A 235-nucleotide genomic window follows, 5' to 3' on the forward strand; every position below is an offset into this window, starting at 1 on the left:
GGCGAGTACTTCACCTACTGATGCACAATGCACTAGCAGCGGCTTATTGTTATTGGCAAATAAAGACTTGTCCACAAAACCAAAGCGCTGTTTAAAGTGCGCTCTATAACCTGGGTTTTTTTTACCGCGTAATACATATAAATAAAATACGATTAGTGGGCTAATAATCATTAATGCGAGTGAATAAAAAATGCGTGCCATACTAAGCTTTTATAAGGGTAAGTCGTCTTAGTTT

The 235-nt window shown here is 37.4% G+C and carries 1 pseudogene; it reads right to left on the reverse strand.

Annotated features, from left to right (window positions below):
• A pseudogene (locus tag AAEY62_RS24870) lies at positions 1 to 201 on the reverse strand (lipid IV(A) 3-deoxy-D-manno-octulosonic acid transferase); the annotation flags it as partial.
• Positions 202 to 235: the final 34 nt, after the last annotated feature.

The organism is Pseudoalteromonas sp. GW168-MNA-CIBAN-0100, from assembly GCF_040309225.1.
GTDB lineage: Bacteria > Pseudomonadota > Gammaproteobacteria > Enterobacterales > Alteromonadaceae > Pseudoalteromonas > Pseudoalteromonas arctica.